Here is a 16335-nt window from a genome sequence, read left to right on the forward strand (position 1 = left end):
GAGAAAAGGCGATGGCAGCGAATGTGTTACCTGATCAAAAAGGCAGATATGGACAATTTGGGGGACGTTTCGTCCCAGAAACACTCATGACGGCAGTATTGGAATTGGAAGAAGCCTATCATGAGGCGATGGAAGATCCCGAATTTGAAAAACAAATGGGCTATTATTTAAAACAATATATCGGCAGGGAAACCCCGTTATATTTTGCAGAAAATCTGACGGAACAATTGGGCGGAGCAAAAATTTATTTGAAACGTGAGGATTTAAACCATACAGGCGCCCATAAAATCAACAATACCATCGGCCAGGCATTGCTGACACAGCGAATGGGCAAACAGAAGGTGGTCGCTGAAACAGGTGCCGGCCAGCATGGTGTGGCAACGGCTACGGTTTGTGCTTTGCTGGGTCTGGAATGCATCGTCTTTATGGGAGAGGAGGACATTCGGCGCCAGCAATTGAATGTGTTCCGAATGGAGCTGCTCGGAGCAGAAGTAAGAAGTGTGTCCCAGGGAAGCGGCACCCTGAAAGATGCCGTGAACGAAGCGCTTCGCTATTGGGTCGCACATGTAGAAGACACCCATTATATTTTAGGATCGGTTGTGGGACCGCATCCGTTTCCTCAAATTGTCCGTGATTTCCAAAGTGTCATTGGAAAAGAGACGAAGGAGCAGATGATTCAGCAGGAAGGAAGACTGCCGGATGCCGTGGTGGCTTGTGTCGGTGGAGGAAGCAATGCCATGGGCATGTTTTATCCGTTCGTGGAGGACCACGGGGTAAGTATCTACGGGGTGGAAGCCGCAGGCTCCGGTATTGAAACCGGAAAGCACTCGGCCACACTGACGGACGGAAAAGCCGGAGTGCTGCACGGAACGATGACCTATTTGCTGCAGGATGATGCGGGACAAATCAAGGAAGCCCATTCCATTTCAGCCGGATTGGATTATCCCGGCGTCGGTCCCGAACATGCCTATTTAAAAGATTCAGGCCGCGTCACATACACATCTGTCACAGACGAAGAGGCACTGGAAGCCTTCCAGTTTTTATCCAAAACAGAAGGTATTATTCCAGCGCTGGAAAGTTCTCATGCAGTAGCCTATGCAATAAAGCTGGCAAAAGAGATGAAACCCGGGGAAACATTGGTCATTTGCTTGTCTGGAAGAGGCGACAAAGATGTGGAAACTGTAAGAGCAGCGTTAGGAGGCGGACAAAATGGGTAAAAAGCGGATCGATCAGGCGATTCAAAATGTATTGGAGCAGGGGGACAAAGTATTTGTTCCATATATTATGGCAGGGGACGGGGGGCTGGAGCAGCTCCCGGATCAAATTGCATTTTTAGAAGAACATGGGGCCACCGTCATTGAATTGGGGATACCATTTTCCGACCCGGTTGCAGATGGACCGACAATCCAGGAAGCAGGCATTCGTGCGTTGGCCAACGGAACAACAATGGCAGGCGTATTGGATGTATTGAAAAAAACACAGGGCAAGCGTTCCATTCCCATTGTATTTATGACGTACTTCAACTTGATCCATGCCTATGGGGCTGGGCAGTTCGCCGCAGATTGTGAAGCGGCAGGAGTGGATGGTGTGATTATTCCGGATTTGCCATTGGAAGAAGAAGATCTGGCAGTCCCGGCTCTTTCCAGGCATGACCTTGCCTTGATTCGTCTTGCAGCACCGACAAGTCCGCGTAAACGTTTGAAAGAAATTGCGAAGCGGACGGAAGGGTTTCTATATGCGGTGACTGTCAAAGGAACAACGGGTGCCAGAACGGAATATGCAGAGGAAGTCACTGGATATTTACAAACGTTGAAATCCATTTCGGATACTCCTGTATTGGCGGGTTTCGGTGTGTCAACTCCGCAGCATGTGAAAGAATTGGGCGGGCATTGCGACGGGGTCATCGTCGGCAGTAAAATTGTCCAGTCTTTGGCTGAAGGAAACACCGAAGAAGTTAAGGAATTAATCAAAGCTTCAAAAATATCTTTGGTCAAGCAGGCTTAAATTTTTGAAAAGCGGGTAAAAAGAGGCCAAGGAGGCGATCTCGATGGCTAAAATGAATCCTTATGTGCTCTTGGGCCTTGGTGTTGCCGGAGCATTCCTGTCTTCAAAAGAAAACCGTGACAAGGCAATGGAAATGGTTGGGAAAGCTAAAGATAAGGCAGCGGATCTCATGGGAAGCGTAAGCCATGACAATGCTAACCTCATTGCAAAAGTAAAGGAAAAGGCTGCGAATCTTATGGGAAAAACGAGTGAGAACGAGCAGGACCTGGTGATCAAAGCCGGACGCCCGGAGCCCTACGATATTGAAGACACAAAGATGGTAGACGAAGGCGCCCAATACGGCGTAAAGTATTACAATGAGGAAGTTCAGCAACAACATTAAAAATGCTCCAGGCCAGCCAGGCCGCAGACACTGCGGTCGGCTGGCTTTTTATTATTATAACAGGGTCTATAAGGAAAACGAATTATTACCATAATACAAACTAATAACTAAATTCAGAAAAATATAAAGATAACGTGTTGACACTCTTTTCGGAAAATGGTTGAATAATATTCAAGTGGTAGGGTCACTGCTCCTTGGATGACTCTACACTTAAAAAGACAAGTGGGGAGGCTTGTAAGATGAGCAATACCAGTTCGGCAGCTGTAGCGATTGGGGAAAAAAAAGCTGCAGTAAAACACGATTTTCTCATTCACAATCAAGGCGATCATGTAGGTGTGGCAACAAGCAATATTAAAGCAGGTGCAAAGGTTATCGGTGTTTATATGGATGATGAAACCACAGTGGAACTTGTTTCAAAGAGTGATATTCCATTGGGGCATAAAATTGCGCTTAAAGCAATGGAAACGGGGACACCTGTATTAAAATACGGAATTGAAATTGGAGTAACTACACAGCCATGGGAGCTGGGTGATTACGTACATACCCACAATATTAAAACTCAAAGGTGGTAATTGAGGATGCAGTTATATGGATATCGCAGAGAAAATGGAAAAGTCGGTGTCAGAAATTATGTGGTGATTTTACCCGTAGACGATATTTCAAATGCAGCAGCCGAATCGGTTGCAAACAATGTTCAAGGTACCTTGGCATTGCCCCATGCTTATGGAAGGCTTCAATACGGACCGGATTTGGATCTTTTCTTTAAAACAATGATTGGTACCGGTTCCAATCCAAACGTTGCAGCGGTAGTTGTCATTGGAATTGAAGAGAATTGGTCAAAGCGTATTGCAGACGGAATCGCTGAAACAGGAAAACCGGTGTCTTATTTCTCTATCGAGAGAAATGGAGATTTTGAAACCATTCGAGCTGCCTCATGGAAAGCCAAGGAATATGTGCACTGGGCATCAGAACTTCAAAGAGAGCCGATTGAGCTGAGTGATTTAACGGTAAGTATTAAATGCGGTGAGTCAGACACTACAACAGGACTGGGTTCCTGTCCAACGGTTTCCGAAGCAGTTGACCGTCTGGTGGATGCGGGTGCAACGGTCTTCTTTGGAGAAACTCCGGAATTGACCGGCGGAGAACATCTCATTTCTGCCCGTGCAGCCAATCCGGAAGTGCGCGCGCGTTTTGAAACCATTTACCAAAATTACGTGGACGAAATTGAGGGAACAGGCGCAGATTTGTTAGGCTCCCAGCCGACCCAGGGAAATATTGCCGGGGGGCTGTCAACCATTGAAGAAAAGGCACTTGGAAATATTGCCAAAACAGGATCCAAAGAAATTATCGGAGCCCTTGAAATGGCCGAAGCGCCGACAAATGGTCCTGGTCTATATTTCATGGACACTTCTTCTGCAGCCGCTGAGTGTATCACTCTCATGGGAGCGGGTGGAGCAGTCGTACATTTCTTCCCGACCGGACAAGGAAATGTGATCGGCAATCCGATTGTCCCTGTAATTAAATTGACTGCCAACCAAATTACAGCAGAGACCATGTCTGAACACATTGATGTGGATGTGTCAGGGCTGTTGTCCCGGGAAATAAACTTGTCCGAAGCAGGGGATGACCTGATGGAATGCCTGTTCCGGACTGTCAATGGCCGAATGACATGTGCAGAAGTCCTGGGACACAAAGAGTTTGTGCTGACAAGACTGTATCGAAGTGCATAAGAGACTCCTATTGTTGTTATGATCATTCCAATCAGACAGGAGGGCCTCAACTTTTGGAAGTGAATACTCTATTTGGCCAAAAGTCGGGGCCCTTTCTATTTACAAACCTAAAGTTCATATACCTTATTTTGGTGGTGACATGATTTCATGGTGAAAGTGAACGTTTTTCGGTACGAGCCGGAATCCAATGAAGATCCGCGTATCGACTCATTCGAAATCGAAGAAAAAGAAAATATGACTGTGCTGGATACCCTGTTTCTTATTGTAGAAGACCAGGATCCGACGGTTTCATTTAGATGTGCGTGCAGGCTTGGCATGTGCGGGTCTTGCGGAATGATGATAAATGGACGCGGAAGATTGGCGTGCAGAACGAAAATTGCTAACCTTGGTGATGAAATCACAGTTTCACCTATGCGGAATTATCCGATTGTCAAGGACTTGGCAGTAGATATGAAGCCATTTTTCAATAATTTACAAAGGGTTAAGCCTTATTTTGTTCCAAAAGAAGACACGGATGAATTTGCAGTCATACCTCCGGATTCAGGTCGGAGGGAGATCATTGATGAAAACTCTGACTGCATTACTTGCGGGTTATGCTTCCAATCTTGTGATGCGGTGAAAATGCGCAATGGCGAATTTATCGGGCCTGCTGCCCTTGCCAGAGCATACAATTTGGTAGCGGATGAACGGGATGGTGTAAGAGATGAACGTTTGACGCTTGTAACGGGGCAGGACGGTGCCTTTGAGTGCCATTCCTTTGGAGCCTGTACGGAAGTCTGCCCGAAAGGCATTAACCCGATGGAAACCATTCAAAAGCTGAAGAGTAAGAAAATCCGTAAAAGTGTTGGATTGAAATGGAAGTAATATCGATATTCCGATTTTTAGAAAAAGGAGTACGTTGATATGGAACAATACCCAGAAGTGAAAATTAAGCAAATTCCTCATGTTGGCTACATCGCTTGGCTGATTCAAAGGATTACCGCTCTTTTATTGGTTGTTTTAATCCCCTTGCAATTATTTTCAGGTTTCGCACTGGCCGGGAAAATTTCCTATAATTCTTTTTTAGCAGCGATCCATTCTCATCCATTGACAAATTTGCTCCTGGTATTTTCTGTTACATTCCATGCGTTGTATGGATTGAGGGTCATACTCATTGATCTGGGGATTGTAAAAGATAATCGGGATGTCTTTACGGTCTTGACGATTTTGGCATCTGTCATTTGTGCAGTTTTTCTATATATTATCTTATTTTAACTGGGCGGAACTTTCAAATTACTAAAAACAGGGTGATCCACAATGGAAATAGTACATACAGATATTTTAATTATTGGAAGCGGCGGTGCCGGATTGTTTGCAGCGCATCACGCAGCAGCAGCAGATCCGAATCTGAGCATTATAGTAGCAGCCAAAGGCCTGGTTGGAAAAAGCGGCTGCACCCGGATGGTCCAGGGCGGCTATAATGTCGTATTAAACCCGAACGATTCCATTGAAAAGCATTTTATGGATACCATACAGGGCGGAGGGTTGATCAACAATCAGGAAATGGCATGGGTTCTTGTCAATGACGCGCCCAAACGGATCCGTGAACTCGAAACAAAAATGGGATGTTTCTTTGATAGAAATCCGGATGGAACGATTCACCAGAAGGCATTTGCCGGGCAGTCATTTGACCGTACGGTGCATAGGGGAGATTTGACGGGAATTGAAATCATTTCTCGACTTCATGACCAACTGTTTGCCAAGCCAAACATAACGATTTGGGATGAAACACGAGGCATCGATTTATTGATTGATGAAGAATCCGGTCATATCGCAGGCTGTTTGATGCTTCATGTTCGTGAAGGCAAATTTATTGCAGTTCACGCCAAGGCGGTCATTGTGGGAACTGGTGGAGCCGCAACCATGTATAAAATAGCTACGCCAAGCCTGGAGAAAACAGGGGACGGAATGGCAATGTGCTACCGGGCAGGAACTGAATTTATGGATATGGAAATGGTTCAGTTTCACCCGACTGGCCTGCTTGCGGAGAATTCGCGATTAAATGGGGGCGTGCTCGAAGAAGGTCTCCGCGGGGCTGGAGGCTACTTGATTAATACGGAAGGCGAGCGTTTTATGAAAAGGTATGACCCTGAAAGAATGGAGCGCTCTACCCGTGACCGTGTGTCCAGAGCTGCCTACCAGGAAATTATGGCAGGCCGCGGCACAAAGCTTGGCGGCATCTATATAGATGTTTCCCATTTGGGACGTGAACATGTGCTTCGCATGTTCCCGGGGATGGTGGATCGCTGTAAAGACGTGGGACGGGATTTAAGTATTGAACCGGTGGAGGTTTCACCGGCGGCCCACTTTCAAATGGGCGGGGTAAAAGTTTCAATCAATTGTGAAAGTGAGATCCCGGGATTGTTTGTCGCCGGAGAGGATGCCGGAGGTGTTCATGGTGCCAATCGCTTGGGGGGCAACGGTGTGGCAGATTCAACCGTGTTCGGAGCGCGTGCAGGAGATGCAGCTGCAGCCTACGCCGCCGGCAAACAGAAAGCTCCTCAAGTGTCTGATCAGCAAATCAACCGGCTGATCAACGAAGCCACTTCCTTTTTTGACCATACGGATGGGGAAAACCCCTTCTATTTAACAAAAGAATTAAAGAATCTGATGTGGGAAAAAGTGGGTTTGGTAAGGAACCAGGGCGATATGGAAGAAGCTTTAGAGAAACTGCAGGAGTTGGAAGAACGGAGCCAGCGTGTGTCTGTAAAAGGAGATCGAGCATTTAATTTGAATTGGGCCGAGGCCTTAAACGTCCGGAACCTGCTCCAAGTAGCCAAAATGGTGACCATCAGTGCATTGACGAGAAAAGAAAGCAGGGGTTCGCATTACAGGGATGACTATTCCGAAACAGATAATGAACATTGGCTAAAGAACATATTTGTCAGAAGGGATGAATATGGTCTTCCATCGATACGGATGAACGATGTCGTTCAGAGCAGAGTAAAGATTGCAGACATCAGCAGTAAAAAAGTAGAAATCCCTGTTAAATAAACGGGGGAAATGTTGTTTGCAGTTTTGGGAAGAGGTGTACCGAATTGTGGTTGATATCACTCGCCATTGGTCTGTTGGCCGGTATATTGACAGGCATGATTTCCGTTGGCGGCGGAGTGATTGTAACTAGCTTGCTCATCCTGTTTACATCCTGGCTGGCATTAGGTTTGAATATGAAGGAAATAGCAATGACCACATCGATTTATACTGTTTTTTCCACATTATCAGGTGCGGTTTACTATTACACTCAAAAACTTGTGCAATTAAAAGCTATTGTATATTTTGGCGCCCCGGCACTGCTCAGCAGTTTAATATTTTCTCAAATTGCCAATACGCTCAGCGATGAATTGTTGAAAGGAATCTTTGCTTTTTTCTCGATTGTTGCAACGATTTCTATTTTGCTGCCCAAGAAAGAAACGTCAGGAGACCAGGAAGAGAATTACTCTTTGGTGCTATCCGTGCTGTTAAGTATTGGAGTAGGTGCGGTAGGCGGATTAATCGGGGTTGCGGCGGGGTTTTTGTATATGCCCATATTCATTCGTATGTTTGGGATGCCTGTAAAAAAAGCCGTTGGGACAGGATTACTTGTAGGAATGATGCTTGCTTCCGGTACGATTCTCGGAAAGTTTGGCGGAAATTACTTTCGCCTGGATCTTACTGTTCCTTTGATATTGGGAGGGGTGGCAGGAGTCTATTTTGGAGGGAAAATGGCTTCTTTCATGAAAGATCAATGGTTGAAAGTGATGATGGCCGTTGCAATTATAGGTGTGACGATCCAGGTGCTATTCGAATATTTATATCACACTTTACAAATCTCGTTATCTCTTGCACTCATTGTACTGACTGTTGTCTTTGTCATGATACTGGCAGGGACATACATGATGGGAAGACCCCAAAGAGCCAATGAAGGCATAACAAACAAAAGTTCTAAGCTGGGAGGATGAAGAATGAACTTACTGGAAACGTGGACATTATCCGATTCAATGTACGATGAAATAGAGGAAGCATGCAAGACTCTCTATATTGAATCGTTGAAAGACTTGCCGCCGGATGTCAGGAAAGCGATGCAAAAAGCATATGACAAGGAAACCCATGAAGTGGCCAAGTCTATTTTAGGAACCATTCTAAAAAACATTACAACAGCAGATGAACAAAAGAATTTGATTTGCCAGGATACTGGAATCCCCATCTATTGGGTGAAAGTCGGTAATGAAGTAAGATTTGACGGAATGAGACTGGAAGAGGCCATCAGAAAAGGGACGGAACGTGCAACGCTTGAGCATCCGCTCCGCAGCAGTATCGTTCATCCGATTACAAGGAAAAATAACGGAACAAGCACAGGTTACAGGATTCCCGTCATTCATTGGGAATTTACAAAGGGCGATGAAATAGAAATCTTAATGATTCCCAAAGGATCGGGCTCCGAAAATATGAGTTATCTGAAAACCTTGATCCCTGCGGAAGGCTTGAATGGCGTGAAGAAGTTTATTCTGGAATGTGTATTTGAATCAGGAGCAAACCCTTGCCCGCCTACAGTTGTCGGAGTTGGAATCGGAGGATCGGCGGATTTATGTGCTGTATTGGCTAAAAAAGCGACTTCACGTCCGGTAGGAGAGCCTAATCCTGATCCGGAGATTGCCAAGTTAGAACAGGAAATGCTGGATGCCATTAACGAAATGGGGATCGGTGCCAATGGTTTGGGAGGGAACTCCACTGCTTTGGCTGTCCATATCGAGACTGCCCATACACATATGACCATGAACCCGGTGGCTGTAAATATGATGTGCTGGCCTGCGAGAAGGATGCGTGCAACAGTGAAACAAGAAAGTCTAAAAATCTCTTACTAAAATGAGTTGACAAATATTTATATTTATGGGAATATTTTTAAAAATTTAAGTGTTCTTTAAAAAGGGAGGTTGTCATGTGCACTATCATTTGCAAACCCCATTAACGGATGAAGACATCCGAAAGCTGTCTGTTGGTGATACCGTTACAGTTGATGGGCATATTTTCGGGATTAGGGATGCCAACTTAATCCGCATTTTTGATCAGGGAATTGAGCCTCCGGAAGATTTGATTCCACAATTGAAAGGGGCGATTGGCCTTCATACCGCTCCAAATGTAAAAAAGAACGATGATGGAACCTATGAAAAGATTTGCGTCGGTACTACCACCAGTACCAGAATGGATCGCTTTACCCCCGGGCTTTTATCAAAATACGGGATGAAGGCGATCTGCGGTAAAGGGGGTCAATATAAAGAAGGAACACAGGCAATGAAAGATCATACGGGTGTATATTTGACAATTGTGGGTGGGGCTGCAGCACTGGAAACAACACAAATTGAAGAGATTGAAGAAGTATGGTGGGAAGACTTGATGCCGGAAGCCATTTGGAAATTTAGAGTGAAGAACTTCGGTCCGCTCATTGTATCTATAGACAGCAACGGAAACAGCATGTATAACCAGGTCAAATCGGAGGCCAGAGAAAGGATGGAAAAAATCTACGAAAAAATGGGCATATCATAACCTTTTAAGTACATAGACTGAAAGGTTGAATGTCTTCCATTCCTGTTAGATTGAAAGCGTTTTAAAACAAATTATTTGAGCAGGGGGGCTTCAGTTGAAGAAAAAGTTTCGTATTTTATCACTAGTGACCGTACTTATGTTCATGCTGGCTGCATGCGGAGGAGGAAGTAATTCTGCGGGCGGTTCTGATTCCGGCGGAAGCGGAAATGGGGAAATTGAAGAAATTACAATTAAGTTCTCACACGTTGGTTATGCAGGAGCACCTAAAACAGCCGGAGCTGATAAGTTCAAAGAAATTTTGGAAGAAAAAAGTGATGGGAAGATCACAGTGGAAGTATATCCTGCGGGACAGCTTTATGGGGACCGCGAGGAACTGGATGCTCTTTTGGCGAATAACGTACAAATTATCAATCCATCCATGACAAAGATGGTCGTGTACAACCCTCAGTTCCAAATTTTAGATATCCCGTTTTTGTTTAAAACAAGAGAAGGATTCTTTGATTTCTGGGATAACGGTAAAGGACAAGAACTGCTGGGTACGCTGGAGGATAAAGGAATGGTTGCTCTCGCCATGTGGGAAGGCGGATTTAAGCAATTTGTCAATGACCGCAATCCGATTACAAAGCCGGAAGATATGGAAGGTCTAAAGTTCCGCATTCAAGCCGGGGATGTTCTCGAAAGCCAATTCAAAAACCTTGGTGCTGATGCATCTGTTATTCCTTATAACGAAACATATACCGCGCTGCAAACAGGAGTAGTGGATTCTACAGAAAATATATTGGCCAATATTTACTCTTCAAAATATCAAGAGGTTCAAAAATACTTAACGATTTCAGATCATGGGCGTTTGGACTACCCAGTTTTAACCAATACAACTTTCTGGAACAGTATCAATGACGCCACGAAAGATGTCATTATGGAAGCCATGGCCGAAGCAACAGAATTTGAGCGGGAAGAAGCACAAAAACTGGCTGATCAATATAGGGAAGAACTCGCACAAGACATGGAAGTGAACGAATTGACAGACGAAGAAAAAGAAGTGTTCATTGAGAAACTCCAGCCTTTATATAAGGAATTTGAAGACATCATCGGCAAAGAATATATGGATGCAGCAAGAGAAAGTTAATCAGAAGTGATCCAGCAATTAAAGAGCGTGAATAATACGGGCCGCTTTCAGGCACTGCTCACATACCATTCACGCTCTGCTTCTTATTGGCAGCCGTTCCATTTATAGAATGTAACTCCAATTGCCCTTGGCTTTAACGGTTTTGAGGACAAACTGCGTGTTGAAAAGGAGTTGAAATTCATGAAGAAACTTTACAAGTTATTTACATCATTTGAAAGCATTTTTTCGGCGGTGTTTATTATCGGAGGACTGGGACTGATCATTTACGGAGTGTTTATGCGGTATATTCTTGGCGATGGGCAGTCATGGGTGGATGAAGTATCGAAATATGTCATCATTTGGGGAGCCTTCATGGGGTTTTCCGTAGCCTTACGGGATGGCTATCATATCCGTATTGAATTTTTATATGACAGGCTTTCAAAAAGGGGAAGACGTTATCTCGATATGTTTGGTTCAGTTGTAGGATGCATTTTCTCAACTGCACTATTGTTTTATGGGTGGCAGCTTGTTTCCTTTCAAATTACCTCCCAGCAGCGTTCAATTGATTCAGGTCTTCCAATGTGGCTCGTTTTTTCTATCATCCCAGTTACCGGTTTATTCCTTACTATCCGTTATCTCCTTTTTATGTTCAAAACGGTTAAAGGCGAAGCAGGTGAAAGTGGAACTGAACTTGAGTTAAAGCGCGTGTTAGAAGAAAGCCAGAAAAAGGAGGTTAAAACATCATGACAACAGTAGGTTTGTTTGGCCTCTTTGGTGCATTAATGGTACTTCGGGTTCCTGTAGCTATCAGTTTAGCTCTGTCTTGTGCAGTATTCCTTGCATTATCAGGCTTCAATCTGTATATGATTCCACAAAGAATGTTTACAGCTTTAGATAGTACAACATTAATGGCGATTCCGGGCTTTGTTTTTGCTGGCGCTGTAATGGCAAAAGGAGGGATTGCGAAATATTTAATTAACGCACTTCGTTCCTGGTTAGGTCATCTTCCCGGAGGTTTGGCCATTGTTGCTATTTTCGCTTGTGCTTTGTTTGCTGCCATATCCGGTTCAAGCCCTGCTACTGCTGCAGCGATTGGAGCCATCATGATCCCTGCTATGGTGGATGCAGGATATGATAAAAGATATGCCATGGGTCTTGTGGCTGCAGCTGGTACCCTTGGTATATTGATCCCCCCGAGTGTACCGATGATTATATATGGTACAGTTTCAGAAACTTCCATCGGCAAGCTGTTTACAGCCGGAATTTTGCCGGGGATTATGTTAACGCTGATCCTTATGATCACCGCAGTCATTCGAGCGAAAATAGGCAATCAGGGAAGAGAAGAAAAAGTTCCATTGGCGGACAGATGGAAGCCGTCGCTAAAGGCAATCTGGGCTGCCTTGCTGCCAATCATCATTTTAGGCGGAATATACGGAGGAATAGTAACTCCGACAGAAGCCTCCGTATTGGCTGCAGTTTATGCCATTATTGTATCTGTCTTCATTTATCGTGAGCTTTCCTGGAAAGAATTTAAAGACGTGGCCATGGATACAGTCAACACAACGGGGATGATTTTCCTCATTATTGCCGGAGCAATGCTCTTTGGCATGTATCTAACCAATGAGCAAATTCCGCAAAAGATTACATCTATGCTTGTAGATTCCAGCCTCGGCTATTGGGGCTTCCTGATCCTTGTAAGTTTGGTATTGTTCATCATGGGAACCTTCCTTGAAGCCGTTGCGATTATTTTAATTACGCTGCCGTTACTCATGCCAATTTTCGCAGCGATGGATATTAACATTTATCATTTTGCCGTTATCATGGTCATCAACCTGGAAATTGCCATGATCACTCCTCCGGTCGGATTGAACTTATTTGTCGTCAGTTCAATAGGAAAATCCAGATTGGGAGAGGTTGTACGAGGGGTATTGCCATTTATTGCATTGATGATTATTGGAATGGTCCTGGTTATGATTTTCCCGAAAATCTCACTATTCTTAGTTGACTTTATGAAAGGGTGAGGCTGGTGATTCATAGACTAAAAGAATAAACTTAATAAAAATGGTAAGGGGATAGTCCATGTTTAATGCTAATTTTTCAAAGACAAGCGTAGCGGACAAAGTGGCGGAACATGTAAAGGAACTGATTGTGGAGGGAAAGATTGCTCCTGAAGAAAAACTTCCATCAGAGCGGGAGATGTCTGAAAAGTTAAATATAAGCAGGAATACGGTGAGGGAAGCTTATAAAATTTTAGCGACATTGGGTTATGTGGAGATTAAGCATGGATTGGGAGTATTTGTATCAAGTAAAAACAAAACCATTGACCAGTGGGCAGCCAGTTTCTTTTTAAAGAATGACCAGGTACTGGAATTGTTCGATATTCGAATGCTTTTAGAAAAGCAGAGTGTAAAGTGGGCCGCGGAATTGGCAACGGAAACCCAGATTCAAACTCTCCAGGAACACGTACAACATTCTTTTACACTCTTTCAGAGTACAGGCATTAAAGAAAGTGCACCGCTTCTTGCCAAGGCAGATCAAGAGTTTCATTTAATGCTCGCCGAATTTTCCGGGAATTCTGTCCTTTATCGGATTATGCGTAATTTAATGGAATTATTTCATGAGGTCCATAAGGAAACGATTGAAATTCCCGGAAGACTTTTTAAATCCATTCAGGAACATGAAAAAATTGTTGATTCTATCATCAGAAAGGATATCGAAGAAGCTGGAAGTAAAATGCTCCATCATTTGGAGAGTGTCCGGGAGGATATTATAGCGAATATCAGTCAGGAAAATGCAAACCCGCTGTAAAAGGGAGAGAGGGAGATGCTGCATGCTGGATCTGGCAATTATCGGGGCTGGTCCTTACGGGCTGTCCATTGCCGCCCATGCAAAAGAAGCAGGATTAAATTATAAAGTCTTTGGATATCCAATGGATTTTTGGAAAACAAAAATGCCTCCTGAAATGTTTATCCGTACACAGCTTGACTACACAGGACTTTCCGATCCGCATAATCAATTTACGCTTCGGGCCTATGAGAAAGAGAAAAATACAACCTTGAATTATCCGATTCCCAGGTCGATTTTCGTTGATTACGGGCTTTGGTTTGCCGAGAAAACGAATATTCTCATAGATCCGGTACTGGTTAAAAATATCACTCAAAAAGATAATTTCTTTCAATTAAAAACCGAAAATGATTCTGTGGAACAAGCTAAGCATGTGGTTGTAGCAGTCGGGGTAACCAATTCAAAGTATATTCCGCCTAATTTAGCATCTCTTCCTGCAGACTTGGTATCTCATACTTCTGACCATACAGAGTTTAACCGGTTTCAAAATCAACATGTGATTGTTTTAGGAGGAGGCCAAAGTGCATGGGAGGCAGCCGCTTTGCTGCATAAAGCAGGTGCCGTTACAGAGTTGGTTTACCGGAGACCCTATCGTCTGCCCCCCATTGAAGGAATCAATGCAAACCAGCGGGAGATCGCCGATAAGTTTTACTTTTATCCGGATGAGAAGAAGAAAGAGATAAGAAATTGGCTGGAATTGCCGACCGTTTCAGATTTCCTTGTTCCGCTGGTTGAAGGCAAAGTAAAGCAAAGACCGAGTACTTCTATAAAGGAAGCAAGAGCAAGAGATGACGGAAGACTGGATGTAACCTACAGCGACGGGATGACAACGATAGCCGATCATATTATTGCTGCTACAGGTTATCGCTTTACTCCGGGGAATTTAGATTTTCTTACTGATTTGCTAAAAGACATCCAGTTAAATGAGGCAGGCGAGCCTCAGGTGAATGAGTTTTTTGAAAGTACAGTCACGAACCTTTTCTTTGCCGGACCAGCTGCAGGATTTCATCATGGTCCTGCGTTTCGGGTGATGGCCGGTGTATGGAGAACATCCGAAGTATTAATTGATTATGTGGAAAGAGGTAAAAATAAAGTTTTTCAGTAGGCATTCTGCAATAGTCAAAGAGACTGGCTGATGACAACTATTGGACATTTAAGGATGGACCAGAAGAAGAGGTCTTGCCGGATCGGATGACAGACTTTAAACATATGAGGGATAAGCAAATGAAGAGATTTCAGGCGCACGAATTACATACCTTTTCAACAAAGGTATTGACACAAGCCGGAGTCAGCCAACAGCATGCCCGGCTGGCAGCCGATGCTTTGATTCAAGCTGACTTGGAAGGGGTGGACAGTCACGGTATTTTAAGATTGGCAGTGTATGTCAAAAGAATGGAAGAAAATCGAATCAACCCAAGGCCTCATATAAAATTCTTTGAAAGCAGCCCAACGGTTTTATCAGTAGACGGAGATAATGGCCTGGGACACATTGTCAGCACGATTGCCTTGGATCGTGGAATTGAAATGGCAAAAAACCTGGGGCTGGCAGGAATTGCTGTTCGGAACAGTAATCACTTTGGGACAGCTTCCTACTATTGTCAAAGGGCTTGTAAACACCGATTGGCTTCCATCGTATTGACCAACTCGCCTGCGGGTATTCCTCCTTGGGGAGGGAGAAAGGCTTTTCTGGGAACGAACCCGATTGCATTTGGGTTTCCGACAGGAACGGATGTACCTGTGATGATCGACCTTTCCACGAGTGTGGTGGCCAGAGGGAAAATTATGGCAGCCGAAAAACAAGGTGAAGCTATACCAGATGGATGGGCCATCGATGAGAACGGAAAAATGACCAATGATCCTTCTGCTGCATTGCGGGGAGCAGTGTTACCTTTAGGCGGTGCAAAAGGATCCGCTTTGGCACTGGCTGTAGAAATATTGGCAGGGGTATTGACAGGGGCTGCCTTTGCTCCGAATGTTACTAGCATTTATCAAGATCAAGTGACTGAACAAGCAAATATCGGTCATTTGTTTATCTTAATAGATATTGAAAAGTTTATGGATTACAGTGAATTTACCTCGTCTTTGAATGATTTACTGCGGAGCATGAAAAGTGTACCGAAAGCTCCTGGTACGGAAGAAATCCGCTACCCGGGAGAGCGAAGAAGTCAAGAACAGGCGAAGAGACTGGAAGAAGGGATTCCTGTACCTTTGGCCGTAGTCAATGAATTAATAGAGCTTGGACAAAAATACGATGTGCCATTTCCAGAAAAAAAGTTGATTCCATAGCGGAATCAACTTTTTTGAGTTGTATTCATTAGGAAGGGGAGCGTACAGACATTCAACTGTACGGTCATCCCTTTTATCTTTCCAACTCTACTAATAAATCCCCCGGTTGAATGGCATCCCCTGCCCGGACATGAATATCCTTCACGATGCCGGAAAATGGCGCCTGTACGGTGGTTTCCATCTTCATGGCTTCGGTCAGGACGAGGTGGTCGCCTTTTTGGACCTTTTCCCCTTTTTCCACGAGGACCTTCAGGACGGTTCCCGGCATGGTCGCGCCGATGTGGGCTTCGTTTTTCGGATCGGCCTTTTGCTTCATGACTACCGTGGATTTGATGTTCTCATCCTTGATCACCACTTCCCTCGGCTGGCCGTTCAGCTCGAAATAGACGACCCGTGTGCCGTCTGCCTGGGGCTGCCCGATGGAG

18 protein-coding genes are annotated in these 16335 nt (G+C 44.5%); 17 read left to right on the forward strand and 1 reads right to left on the reverse strand.

Features of this window, described 5'->3' with window-relative positions; genetic code table 11:
* Nucleotides 1-11 precede the first annotated feature (11 nt).
* The 17 genes from trpB (at nt 12) to ACFSCZ_RS05510 (ending at nt 15910) form a co-directional block, all read left to right on the forward strand.
* Nucleotides 12-1217 carry a tryptophan synthase subunit beta gene (gene trpB, locus ACFSCZ_RS05430; protein WP_380772777.1) on the forward strand — a complete coding sequence of 402 codons (1206 nt, stop codon included), beginning with the start codon at nt 12-14 and terminating at the stop codon, nt 1215-1217.
* Nucleotides 1210-2004: a tryptophan synthase subunit alpha gene (gene trpA, locus ACFSCZ_RS05435; RefSeq protein WP_380772778.1), complete on the forward strand. Its 795-nt coding sequence runs from the start codon at nt 1210-1212 to the stop codon at nt 2002-2004. Before trpB ends, trpA begins: the two co-directional genes overlap by 8 nt.
* A gap of 43 nt (nt 2005-2047) precedes the next feature.
* The gene (locus ACFSCZ_RS05440) at nt 2048-2386 is read left to right on the forward strand and encodes a YtxH domain-containing protein (RefSeq protein WP_380772779.1); all 339 of its coding nucleotides are present in this window, start codon (nt 2048-2050) and stop codon (nt 2384-2386) included.
* A gap of 239 nt (nt 2387-2625) precedes the next feature.
* Nucleotides 2626-2958, forward strand: a complete 333-nt coding sequence (locus ACFSCZ_RS05445) for a UxaA family hydrolase (RefSeq protein ID WP_380772780.1) — start codon at nt 2626-2628, stop codon at nt 2956-2958.
* A 6-nt stretch (nt 2959-2964) separates the two neighbouring features.
* Nucleotides 2965-4116: a UxaA family hydrolase gene (locus ACFSCZ_RS05450; RefSeq protein ID WP_380772781.1), complete on the forward strand. Its 1152-nt coding sequence runs from the start codon at nt 2965-2967 to the stop codon at nt 4114-4116.
* A gap of 147 nt (nt 4117-4263) precedes the next feature.
* Nucleotides 4264-4980 (forward strand): succinate dehydrogenase/fumarate reductase iron-sulfur subunit, encoded by a 717-nt coding sequence (locus tag ACFSCZ_RS05455; protein WP_380772782.1) that lies wholly within the window; start codon nt 4264-4266, stop codon nt 4978-4980.
* 39 nt (nt 4981-5019) lie between these two features.
* A complete protein-coding gene (locus ACFSCZ_RS05460) occupies nt 5020-5370 on the forward strand; it encodes a hypothetical protein (RefSeq protein WP_380772783.1) in 351 nt (116 codons plus the stop codon).
* Between the two features lie 42 nt (nt 5371-5412).
* Nucleotides 5413-7149 (forward strand): FAD-binding protein, encoded by a 1737-nt coding sequence (locus ACFSCZ_RS05465; protein ID WP_380772784.1) that lies wholly within the window; start codon nt 5413-5415, stop codon nt 7147-7149.
* A 44-nt stretch (nt 7150-7193) separates the two neighbouring features.
* Nucleotides 7194-8093, forward strand: coding sequence for a sulfite exporter TauE/SafE family protein (locus ACFSCZ_RS05470; RefSeq protein WP_380772785.1), 900 nt, complete (start codon nt 7194-7196; stop codon nt 8091-8093).
* A gap of 3 nt (nt 8094-8096) precedes the next feature.
* Nucleotides 8097-8996: a fumarate hydratase gene (locus tag ACFSCZ_RS05475; RefSeq protein ID WP_380772786.1), complete on the forward strand. Its 900-nt coding sequence runs from the start codon at nt 8097-8099 to the stop codon at nt 8994-8996.
* A gap of 76 nt (nt 8997-9072) precedes the next feature.
* On the forward strand, nt 9073-9675 hold the full coding sequence (locus ACFSCZ_RS05480) for a FumA C-terminus/TtdB family hydratase beta subunit (RefSeq protein ID WP_380772787.1): 603 nt from the start codon (nt 9073-9075) through the stop codon (nt 9673-9675).
* Nucleotides 9676-9769: 94 nt separating this feature from the next.
* Nucleotides 9770-10801 (forward strand): DctP family TRAP transporter solute-binding subunit, encoded by a 1032-nt coding sequence (locus tag ACFSCZ_RS05485; RefSeq protein WP_380772788.1) that lies wholly within the window; start codon nt 9770-9772, stop codon nt 10799-10801.
* 180 nt (nt 10802-10981) lie between these two features.
* Nucleotides 10982-11527, forward strand: coding sequence for a TRAP transporter small permease (locus tag ACFSCZ_RS05490; protein ID WP_380772789.1), 546 nt, complete (start codon nt 10982-10984; stop codon nt 11525-11527).
* Nucleotides 11524-12801 (forward strand): TRAP transporter large permease, encoded by a 1278-nt coding sequence (locus ACFSCZ_RS05495; RefSeq protein ID WP_380772790.1) that lies wholly within the window; start codon nt 11524-11526, stop codon nt 12799-12801. Before ACFSCZ_RS05490 ends, ACFSCZ_RS05495 begins: the two co-directional genes overlap by 4 nt.
* Before the next feature lie 58 nt (nt 12802-12859).
* Entirely contained in the window at nt 12860-13588 is a 729-nt protein-coding gene (locus tag ACFSCZ_RS05500) for a FadR/GntR family transcriptional regulator (protein ID WP_380772791.1), read from the forward strand.
* A 22-nt stretch (nt 13589-13610) separates the two neighbouring features.
* Nucleotides 13611-14729, forward strand: coding sequence for an NAD(P)-binding domain-containing protein (locus ACFSCZ_RS05505; protein WP_380772792.1), 1119 nt, complete (start codon nt 13611-13613; stop codon nt 14727-14729).
* Nucleotides 14730-14803: 74 nt separating this feature from the next.
* Nucleotides 14804-15910 carry an Ldh family oxidoreductase gene (locus ACFSCZ_RS05510; protein WP_380772793.1) on the forward strand — a complete coding sequence of 369 codons (1107 nt, stop codon included), beginning with the start codon at nt 14804-14806 and terminating at the stop codon, nt 15908-15910.
* Nucleotides 15911-15983: 73 nt separating this feature from the next.
* Here ACFSCZ_RS05510 and ACFSCZ_RS05515 read toward each other — a convergent pair.
* Nucleotides 15984-16335: biotin/lipoyl-containing protein (locus ACFSCZ_RS05515; RefSeq protein ID WP_380771315.1), on the reverse strand; the 352-nt coding region annotated here is incomplete at its 5' end.

It is taken from the genome of Siminovitchia sediminis (genome assembly GCF_042680885.1).
GTDB lineage: Bacteria > Bacillota > Bacilli > Bacillales > Bacillaceae_C > Siminovitchia > Siminovitchia sediminis.

What these genes read in the sequence shown, in the direction of transcription:
- trpB (WP_380772777.1), top strand. Translation starts at nt 12, where the DNA reads ATGGCAGCGAATGTGTTACCTGATCAAAAAGGCAGATATGGACAATTT.
- trpA (WP_380772778.1), top strand. Translation starts at nt 1,210, where the DNA reads ATGGGTAAAAAGCGGATCGATCAGGCGATTCAAAATGTATTGGAGCAG.
- ACFSCZ_RS05440 (WP_380772779.1), top strand. Translation starts at nt 2,048, where the DNA reads ATGGCTAAAATGAATCCTTATGTGCTCTTGGGCCTTGGTGTTGCCGGA.
- ACFSCZ_RS05445 (WP_380772780.1), top strand. Translation starts at nt 2,626, where the DNA reads ATGAGCAATACCAGTTCGGCAGCTGTAGCGATTGGGGAAAAAAAAGCT.
- ACFSCZ_RS05450 (WP_380772781.1), top strand. Translation starts at nt 2,965, where the DNA reads ATGCAGTTATATGGATATCGCAGAGAAAATGGAAAAGTCGGTGTCAGA.
- ACFSCZ_RS05455 (WP_380772782.1), top strand. Translation starts at nt 4,264, where the DNA reads ATGGTGAAAGTGAACGTTTTTCGGTACGAGCCGGAATCCAATGAAGAT.
- ACFSCZ_RS05460 (WP_380772783.1), top strand. Translation starts at nt 5,020, where the DNA reads ATGGAACAATACCCAGAAGTGAAAATTAAGCAAATTCCTCATGTTGGC.
- ACFSCZ_RS05465 (WP_380772784.1), top strand. Translation starts at nt 5,413, where the DNA reads ATGGAAATAGTACATACAGATATTTTAATTATTGGAAGCGGCGGTGCC.
- ACFSCZ_RS05475 (WP_380772786.1), top strand. Translation starts at nt 8,097, where the DNA reads ATGAACTTACTGGAAACGTGGACATTATCCGATTCAATGTACGATGAA.
- ACFSCZ_RS05490 (WP_380772789.1), top strand. Translation starts at nt 10,982, where the DNA reads ATGAAGAAACTTTACAAGTTATTTACATCATTTGAAAGCATTTTTTCG.
- ACFSCZ_RS05495 (WP_380772790.1), top strand. Translation starts at nt 11,524, where the DNA reads ATGACAACAGTAGGTTTGTTTGGCCTCTTTGGTGCATTAATGGTACTT.
- ACFSCZ_RS05500 (WP_380772791.1), top strand. Translation starts at nt 12,860, where the DNA reads ATGTTTAATGCTAATTTTTCAAAGACAAGCGTAGCGGACAAAGTGGCG.
- ACFSCZ_RS05505 (WP_380772792.1), top strand. Translation starts at nt 13,611, where the DNA reads ATGCTGGATCTGGCAATTATCGGGGCTGGTCCTTACGGGCTGTCCATT.